Source organism: Comamonas sp. B-9 (genome assembly GCF_000410635.1).
Classification (GTDB): domain Bacteria; phylum Pseudomonadota; class Gammaproteobacteria; order Burkholderiales; family Burkholderiaceae_C; genus Comamonas.
Genome location: NZ_APCR01000007.1, coordinates 1 through 5735 on the forward strand (window position 1 = coordinate 1; position 5735 = coordinate 5735).

Below are 5735 nucleotides of genomic sequence, written 5' to 3' on the forward strand. Positions count from 1 at the left end.
TGGCCATCCAGGACAAGGCGGCCACCGCCGCGCTGGTGCGCCAGCTGCGGGCAGAGGCCGTGCGCGCCGGCCGCCAGCCCGGCGACATCAAGGTGCTGGTGGGCATGACCCCGGTGGTGGGCGCCACCACGCGCCAGGCCCAAGAGAAGTACGAAGAGTACTGCCGCTATGCCAGCCCCGAGGCCGCGCTGGCGCATTTGTCTGCCACGGCCGGCATTGATTTCTCCACCTACCAGCGCGACACGCCACTGCTGCAGCAGCACCGCAGCAATGGCATCGAGAACTCGATCAAGCGCCTGGCCAATGGCCGTGAGGACTACCGCCTGGGCGACCTGCTCGATGAGCTGGCCTTGGGCGGGCGCTACGTCACCGTCGTCGGCGATGCCCAGCAGATTGCCGACGAGATGCAGTCCTGGGTCGAAGAGGCCGGTGTCGATGGCTTCAACCTCGCCCGCACTGTCGTGCCCGAATGCTTTGGCGACTTTATCGACCTGGTCGTGCCCGAGCTGCAATCCCGGGGCCTGCACAAGAGCGCTTACGCGCCCGGCAGCATGCGCCACAAGCTGTTTGGCCAGGGCGACCGCCTCCCAGCCCACCACCATGCCCAGCAGTTTCGCCAGTTCGTCCAAGTCGGTGGTGCCCAGGCATCGCCATCTCTCTCGACTCCATATGCCCAGGCCTTGGCCTGATCGCCACCCAGGAACTCTCCATGTCTCAGAACCCTTCTTCTCCGCTGCCAGGCCAACGCCGGCGTTTTCTATCTACCTCGCTGGCGGCTGGCGCCGCGCTGGCCACCGGGGCCTGGCGCAGCACGGCGCAGGCCGCAGTGCCGGTAACGACCAAGGTGCTGAAAGTGGGGGTCACCTCGGGCCCGCATGAGCAGGTGTTCGAGGCCGTCAAGAAGGTGGCCGAGCGTGACTATGGTCTCAAGATCGAGATCGTGTCCTTCAGCGACTATGTGATGCCCAATGCCGCGCTGGATGCAGGTGACCTGGACGCCAACAGCTTCCAGCATGGCCCGTTCCTGCAGGCGGCGATCCGTGCACGCGGCTACAAGCTGGTGGGCTTTGGCCGCACCTGGGTGGGCCCGATTGCGCTGTTCTCCAAGCGCTACAAGCGGCTCGAAGACGTGCCGGTGGGCGCGCAGATTGCGCTGCCCAATGACCCGGCCAATGGCGGGCGCGTGCTGCTGCTGTTGGAGAAGGGCGGCCTCATCAAGCTCAAGCCCGGCATTGACCCGATCAAGGGCGTGTTTGCCTCGACCCAGGACATCACCGACAACCCGCGCAAGCTGCGCTTTGTCGAGCTGGAGTCGCCGATGCTGGTGCGCGCGATGGACGATGTGGAGCTGGCCGCGATCAATGCCGACTATGCCTACAAGGCGGGGCTCAACCCCACGAAGGATTCGCTGCTGGTCGAGGGCGGCGACAGCCCCTATGTCTGCCTGATTGCGGTGCAGGAGAAAAACCGCAACGCCCCCTGGGTGCCGCAGCTGGTAGCGGCCTACCGCACCGACGAGGTGCGCAGCTATATCCAGCAGGCCTTCAATGGCGTGGTCATCCCTTCGTGGTGATCGGCTGCGATACCCCCTGGCATTCACTGATTGCGCTCACCCGCACTGGCTATGACTGACAAAAAAATCATGCATGTCAACGCGTTCAACATGAACTGCGTCGGACATATCCACCACGGCCTGTGGACGCATCCGCGCGACCAGTCCACCCAGTACCACACGCTCAAGTACTGGACCGATATCGCCAAGCTGCTGGAACGCGGCCTGTTCGACGGCATCTTTATCGCCGACGTGGTGGGCTACTACGACGTCTACCAGCGTGGCGTGGACCTGACCCTGCGCGAAGCGATCCAGCTGCCGGTGAACAACCCCTGGCTGCTGGTGTCAGCCATGGCGGCGGTCACGGAGCACCTGGGCTTTGGGTTGACGGCCACCGTCAACGCGCACCAGCCCTACACCTTTGCCCGCGATGTGACCACCCTGGACCAGCTGAGCAATGGCCGCATCGGCTGGAACATCGTCACCGGCTATGTGGACAGCGGCGCGCGCGGCCTGGGCCAGGACGGCCTGGCCGACCATGACAGCCGCTACGACCGCGCCGATGACTTTCTGGCGCTGGCCTACAAGTTCTGGGAAGGCAGCTGGGAAGACGGCGCCGTGATCGCTGACAAGGCGCGCCGTATCCACACGCTGCCGGGCAAGGTGCATCCCGTTGTGCATGACGGCCCGTTCTACCGCGCCAATGCGATCCACATGAGCGCACCATCGCCGCAGCGCACGCCGGTGCTGTTCCAGGCCGGCACCTCGCAGCGCGGGCTGCAGTTTGCCGGCCAGCATGGCGAGGGCATCTTTATCGGTGCGCGCACGCCGGAGGCGGCCAGGGATGCCTCGCGCAAGCTGCGTGCCGCCGCCGTGGCCGCTGGGCGCAGGCCCGATGACATCAAGATCTATGTAGGCGCTGCCGTGGTGGTGGCGCCCACCCAGGCCGAGGCCGAGGAGAAATACGCCGACTACCTGGCCTATGCCAGTGCCGAAGGCGGCCTGGCGCACTTCGCCGCCAGCACCGGCGTGGACTTTGCGCAGTACGACCTCGACGAGCCCATCGTCTACGGCCAGGGCAATGCCATCCAGTCGGCTGTGCAGGCCGCCCAGCAGCAGGGCCTGACCACGCGGCGCAAGCTGCTCGAACAGTTCAGCCTGGGCAGCCGCTACAACACCATCGTCGGCGACCCGCAGCAGGTGGCCGATGCGCTGGAGCGCTGGATCGATGTCGGCGAGATCGATGGCTTCAACCTGACCCGCATCGTCGTGCCCGAGACCTGGGAGGACTTTGCCAGCCTGGCCGTGCCCGAGCTGCAAAACCGGGGCCGTTACCGCACGCGCTACGAAGAAGGCAGCCTGCGCCACAAGCTGTTTGGTCGTGGCGATGGACTACCCGCCAACCACCCCGGCGCGCAGCAGCGGCGATAAGAGCCGCTAGCACAACCCTTGATACGTCGTTGCCTCGCCGGCCGCGCCCTGCCTTGGCGTACTACTGTACTGCCTGCGGCTTGACGCCTAGTCGGGGACGCCTAGTCTCAACCGCAAACCTTCGGTTTGCTGGGTCGTGTTACCGGCTCTAAGCACCGAGATTTTTTGAAAGCAGCCATGAAGTTTTTCCCCGCTTTGACAGCCCTGTTGCTGTCGCTTGCCACCCTGGGCGCCGCCCAGGCCCAGCCACTGCGCGTCGGCGTCACACCCGGCTCGCTGGCCGATTCGGCCCAGATTGCAGCGCGCGAGGCCAAGGCCCAGGGGCTGGATGTGCAGATCGTCGAGTTCACCGACTGGACCCTGCCCAATACCGCGCTGGTCAACCGCGATCTGGACCTGAACTACTACCAGCACCAGGCCTTTCTCGATACCTTCAACCGCGAAAACCGCCAGGATCTGCGCGCGGTGGCCGTCGGCTCACGCGGCAATATCGGCATCTTCTCCAAGCGCTACAAAAGCCTGGCGAGCCTGCCCACCGGCGCCAGCGTGGCGCTGGCCAATGACACCTCCAACCAGGCGCGTGCCATTGCCACCTTGCGCGATGCGGGCCTGGTGACCCTGCGCGCCAATGCGCCGCAGCTGGCCCAGATCGACGACATCGCCAGCAATCCCAAGAAGCTCAAGTTCATCGAAGTGGCCGGCCCCCAGCTGGCGCGGGCGCTGGATGATGCAGACATCACCGTGGTGAGCCTGGGTGGCCTGCTGCAGGCGGGCCAGCTGGAGACTGCGCGCCAGGGCCTGTACTACAGCGTCGGCACGGATGCCTTCTGGGCCATCCACTTTGTCACCCGGGCCGACAACGTGAAGGACGCGCGGGTGCGCCAGTTCATCGATATCTACCAGCAATCCCAGGCGGTGCGCCAGCAGATCCATGCCTCGTACGCCAATGAAAGCCGCTTCTACAGCCTGCCCTGGCTGAAATAAGCCAGCCACCCACCCACCCAAGGAAAGACGATGACGATGTTTGCGCTGAAAAAATACCTGCTGGCGCTGGGCGCCGGTGCCGTTATGGCTACCGCCGTGGCCGCTCCGCTGAAGATCGGGGTCACGCCCGGCTCGCTGGCCGACTCGGTCCAGGTCGCCGCCAAGGAGGCGCGCCAGGCTGGGCTGGAGGTGCAGGTGATCGAGTTCACCGACTGGACCACGCCCAACACTGCACTGGATGCCGGCGATATCGATATCAACTACTTCCAGCACCAGGCTTTTTTGGACAATGCGATCCGCGACCGGGGCTACAAGATCGAAAGCGTGGGTGTGGGCCTGCTGCCCAATATCGGCCTGTATTCGAAAAAGTATGCGTCTCTGGCCGATATCCCGGCTGGCTCCTCGGTAGGGGTGGCCAATGACCCGGTCAACCAGGCCCGGGGCTTGCTGCTGCTGCAAACGGCCGGGCTCATCAGCCTGCGCCCCGGCGTGGGCGCCAAGGCCAGCGTCAACGACATCGTCGGCAACCCGCGCAAGCTCAAGCTGCTGGAGGTGGAGGGCCCGCAGCTGGTGCGGGCGCTTGACGATGTGGCCCTCGCCCAGGGCTACCCGGCCCATCTGGTCAACGCCAGCCAGCGCGAGCTGGCCAGCCGTGCGCTGCTGTACTCCACCGTCGATGACCTGTACTACGCGATCCGCTTTGTGGCCCGCAGCGACCGCAAGCAGGACCCGCGCATTGCGCAGTTTGTGCAGCTCTACCAGGCGTCGCCCGCGGTGGCCAAGCAGATCAGCGCCTCGTTTGCCGATGACGCCAAGCTGTACTCGCTGCCCTGGAAGAACGCCGCGAAGGCCGCGCCATGACCGAGGCCACACTGACACGCCCAGTGCCCGAAGTTGCTGATGCCAAGGCCCCGAGCCTGGCCGATCTGCAGCAGCGCTTTGCGCCGGTGTTTGCGCGCATTGCCGAAGGTGCTGCCGAGCGCGAGCACAGCCGCACTCTCGCCCATGCGCCGCTGCAATGGCTGCGCGAGAGCGGCTTTACGGCCTTGCGCCTGCCTCCAAGCCTGGGCGGCAGTGGCGCGTCGCTGGAGCAGCTGGTGGCCTTGCTGGTCGATCTGGCCGAGGCCGACCCCAACCTGACCCAGATCCTGCGGCCGCATTTTCTGTTTGTGGACCGCGTGCTCTACCAAGGCACGGCCGAGGCGCAGCGCCACTGGCTGCCCTTGGTGGCCCAGGGCGCCACCTTTGGCAATGCCACCACCGAGGTGGGCGAGGGAGCCGTGGGCAGCCTGCAGACCACCTTGGTGCCTGACGGGGCAGTGCCTGGCCAGTGGCGGCTCCATGGCCAGAAGTTCTACAGCACCGGCAGCTTGTATGCGGACTGGATCAGCGTGCTGGCGCGCGCGGTGGTGCCGGGTCAGCCCGACCAGACAGTGCATGCGCTGGTGGCGGGCGATGCGGCTGGTGTGGAGCGGCTCGATGACTGGCGCGGCTTTGGCCAGCGGTTGACCGGATCGGGCACCACGGTGCTGCGCGATGTGCCGGTGCCCGCGCATGCGGTACTGCAGTTCCGCTCCGGCGAGCCTTCGCCCATCGTGGCCTTTGCGCAGCTCTTCCACCTGGCGAGCCTGGCGGGCATTGCCCGCGCGCTGAGCCGCGACACCCTGGCCTATGTGCAGGCGCGCCGCCGCGTGTTCAGCCATGGCGCGGCGGCCCTGCCCAAGGACGACCCGCTGGTGCAGCAGATCGTGGGCCAGCTGGCCAGTAC

Annotated in this window: 6 protein-coding genes; all 6 read left to right on the plus strand. The window is 66.1% G+C overall.

Annotated features, from left to right (window positions below):
* The coding region (locus tag H928_RS25520) for an LLM class flavin-dependent oxidoreductase (protein WP_021024644.1) at positions 1 to 689 on the plus strand (689 nt) is incomplete at its 5' end.
* Positions 690 to 709: 20 nt separating this feature from the next.
* Positions 710 to 1573: a MetQ/NlpA family ABC transporter substrate-binding protein gene (locus H928_RS0100100; protein ID WP_021024645.1), complete on the plus strand. Its 864-nt coding sequence runs from the start codon at positions 710 to 712 to the stop codon at positions 1571 to 1573.
* A gap of 51 nt (positions 1574 to 1624) precedes the next feature.
* Positions 1625 to 2983 carry an LLM class flavin-dependent oxidoreductase gene (locus H928_RS0100105; RefSeq protein ID WP_021024646.1) on the plus strand — a complete coding sequence of 453 codons (1359 nt, stop codon included), beginning with the start codon at positions 1625 to 1627 and terminating at the stop codon, positions 2981 to 2983.
* A gap of 177 nt (positions 2984 to 3160) precedes the next feature.
* Entirely contained in the window at positions 3161 to 3967 is an 807-nt protein-coding gene (locus H928_RS0100110) for a MetQ/NlpA family ABC transporter substrate-binding protein (RefSeq protein ID WP_021024647.1), read from the plus strand.
* 30 nt (positions 3968 to 3997) lie between these two features.
* The gene (locus H928_RS0100115) at positions 3998 to 4828 is read left to right on the plus strand and encodes a MetQ/NlpA family ABC transporter substrate-binding protein (protein ID WP_021024648.1); all 831 of its coding nucleotides are present in this window, start codon (positions 3998 to 4000) and stop codon (positions 4826 to 4828) included.
* Positions 4825 to 5735, plus strand: a 911-nt coding sequence (locus H928_RS0100120; protein ID WP_021024649.1) for an acyl-CoA dehydrogenase family protein, incomplete at its 3' end; no start/stop codon positions are given. The genes H928_RS0100115 and H928_RS0100120, both read left to right, overlap by 4 nt.

Excerpts from the sequence above, each read along its gene's own strand:
- H928_RS0100100 (WP_021024645.1), top strand. The coding sequence starts at position 710 with ATGTCTCAGAACCCTTCTTCTCCGCTGCCAGGCCAACGCCGGCGTTTT.
- H928_RS0100105 (WP_021024646.1), top strand. The coding sequence starts at position 1,625 with ATGACTGACAAAAAAATCATGCATGTCAACGCGTTCAACATGAACTGC.
- H928_RS0100110 (WP_021024647.1), top strand. The coding sequence starts at position 3,161 with ATGAAGTTTTTCCCCGCTTTGACAGCCCTGTTGCTGTCGCTTGCCACC.
- H928_RS0100115 (WP_021024648.1), top strand. The coding sequence starts at position 3,998 with ATGACGATGTTTGCGCTGAAAAAATACCTGCTGGCGCTGGGCGCCGGT.